At 76.2% G+C, this 2127-nt stretch carries 4 protein-coding genes; all 4 read right to left on the bottom strand.

Features of this window, described 5'->3' with window-relative positions; genetic code table 11:
- Positions 1-589: DUF2334 domain-containing protein (locus NH602_RS30390; protein ID WP_253069627.1), on the bottom strand; the 589-nt coding region annotated here is incomplete at its 3' end.
- Positions 590-665: 76 nt separating this feature from the next.
- Positions 666-1388 (bottom strand): GolD/DthD family dehydrogenase, encoded by a 723-nt coding sequence (locus NH602_RS30385; RefSeq protein WP_073575826.1) that lies wholly within the window; start codon positions 1386-1388, stop codon positions 666-668.
- The gene (locus NH602_RS30380; protein ID WP_073575825.1) at positions 1388-1894 is read right to left on the bottom strand and encodes a ribose-5-phosphate isomerase; all 507 of its coding nucleotides are present in this window, start codon (positions 1892-1894) and stop codon (positions 1388-1390) included. Before NH602_RS30380 ends, NH602_RS30385 begins: the two co-directional genes overlap by 1 nt.
- Positions 1891-2127 (bottom strand): DAK2 domain-containing protein (locus NH602_RS30375; RefSeq protein ID WP_253069626.1); only part of this gene is annotated, 237 nt, incomplete at its 5' end. The genes NH602_RS30380 and NH602_RS30375, both read right to left, overlap by 4 nt.

Raw genomic sequence — 2127 nt, 5'->3', positions numbered from 1 at the left:
CGGCCTGCTGCTCCAGCGCCCGTCCGCGGCGGCGCTCCCCGGCGCGGCGCTCGCCCCGCCAGGGCTCGGACGCCCGGAAGGTCAGCACGCGCGCGTGCAGCACCGGACCGCCGGTCGCGCGGACGGTCGTCTCGTCGGCGCAGAGGCCGAAACCGAGGTCGGCGAGCGCGTCGAGGGTGCCGTCGGAGGCGATCCAGCCGGGCGGGGCGAAGCCGTCGGTGGACAGCCCGGTCGCGAGCAGGATCCGCCGGGCGCCGGTCAGCCGCAGGCCGGCCTCGTGCCGGGGCAGCGCCCCGAACTCGGTGCGGCGCCCGATCCGCGGTACGGAGCCGTTCTGCCAGGCGCCCACCGGGTCGCTCGTGTGGTCGAAACCGTGCAGGAGCAGGTCGTCCCCGGCGCGGACGCGGCCGGCGATCCAGCGGACCAGGTCGTCGCCGCGGCGCAGCGGCCCGTCGGGCCCCTTGGGCTGCACGAGGTGGGTCAGCGGCACGCCGCGCCGGTCCAGCTCCGCGGCGAACGCGGCGGCTCGGGCGCGGTCGGCGTCGTCGGAGTCGGTCAGGCCGGACAGCGAGACCAGCAGCGTGCTCATGGACCCCATCCGACCCGACCGAGGTGAACCCCGCGTGGAGTCACCGGATCGCGCGGACGACGATCGGCGGGCGTTCTCAGCGGGCCGTGAACCCGCCGTCCACCCGTAGTTCGGCGCCGTTGACCATCGCGGCCTCCGCCGAGGCCAGGTACACGACGGCCGCGGCGACCTCCGACGGCTCGGCGAACCGTCGCGCCGGGATCTCGGCGCGGTGCGCGTCCCCGGCCGGGTTGTCCCACGCCGCGCGACCCAGGTCGGTGAGCACGACCGTCGGCGACACCGCGTTCACCGTCACCCCGTGCGGTCCCCACTCGACGGCGAGGGTGCGGGTGAGCCCGTTGATCCCTGCCTTGGACGCGCAGTAGGCGGCGTGCTGTTCCAGCCCGCTGCTCGCCGCCTGCGAGGCGAGGTTCACGATCCGCCCGTACCCGCGCTCCACCATGACCCGGCCCGCGGCGCGCGCCATCAGCCAGGATCCGGTGAGGTTGACGTCCAGGGTGCGGCGCCAGTCCTCGATCCGCAGCTCCAGGGCGGGGGCGAGCAGCGCGATCCCGGCCGAGTTGACCAGGACGTCGACCCGGCCGTGCCGGGCGACGACCTCCTCGACGCAGGCCGCCGCGGCGTCGGGGTCCGCGACGTCGACGACGTGCGCCGACGCGCAGACCTCCGGGACGCCGTCGGTGCGCAGGTCCGCGGCGGCGACCACGGCGCCCTGCCCGGCGAGTGCGCGGGCCACCTCCGCCCCGATCCCGGACGCCGCTCCGGTGACGAGGGCGACCGAGCCGGTGAGGTCGAACATCAGCAGTCCGTCCCGACGGTCTCCGCCTCGGCGAGGCGCTCGCCGTCGCGCCGGTCGTAGGAGTCGAGCGCGGCGACCTTCTCCGCCGACGCGCTGCCCGGGTCGAACCGGTGGTCCAGCCAGCCGGCGACCAGCATGCGGGCCAGCTCGATCCCGACCACGCGCTGGCCCATGCACAGGACCTGCGCGTTGTTGGACTTCACCGAGCGCTCGACGGAGAACGGGTCGTGCGCGGTGACCGCGCGGATGCCGGGCACCTTGTTCGCCGAGATCGCGACGCCGAGCCCGGTCCCGCAGACGAGCAGGCCGCGGTCGGCCTCGCCGTCGGCGACCTTGCGGGCGGCGGCGACGCCGATGTGCGGGTAGGCCGTGTGCCCGTCGGCGGCGACGCCGACGTCGACCACCTCGGCGACGCGGTCGTCGGCCTCCAGGTCGGCCTTCAGGCGCTCCTTGTACTCGTAGCCGGCGTCGTCGGCGCCGACCACGATGCGCAGCTTCTCGCTCACGTCTGCTCCTTCTGCGATGTCAGGACGTCGGCGACGGCCGTGACGATCAGGCCGAGGCTGGTCGCCCCGGCGTCGGGTGTGCCCACGCTCTTCTCGGCCAGCGGGCGGGCCCGGCCGATCCGGGGCCGGAGGTCGGCGGTCGCGCCGGCAGCGGTGGTCGCGGTCGCGGCGGCGGCCGTCCACGCGGCGGCGAGGCCCTCGCCGCCGCCGACCCGGCGCTCCAGCTCCTCGAC

The sequence above is a fragment of the Pseudonocardia sp. McavD-2-B genome (assembly GCF_024124365.1).
Lineage (GTDB): Bacteria > Actinomycetota > Actinomycetes > Mycobacteriales > Pseudonocardiaceae > Pseudonocardia > Pseudonocardia alni.
This window is presented reverse-complemented; position numbering and strand designations above follow the sequence as displayed.

Coding starts and splice junctions, on each gene's coding strand:
- NH602_RS30385 (WP_073575826.1), bottom strand. CDS start 1,388: ATGTTCGACCTCACCGGCTCGGTCGCCCTCGTCACCGGAGCGGCGTCC.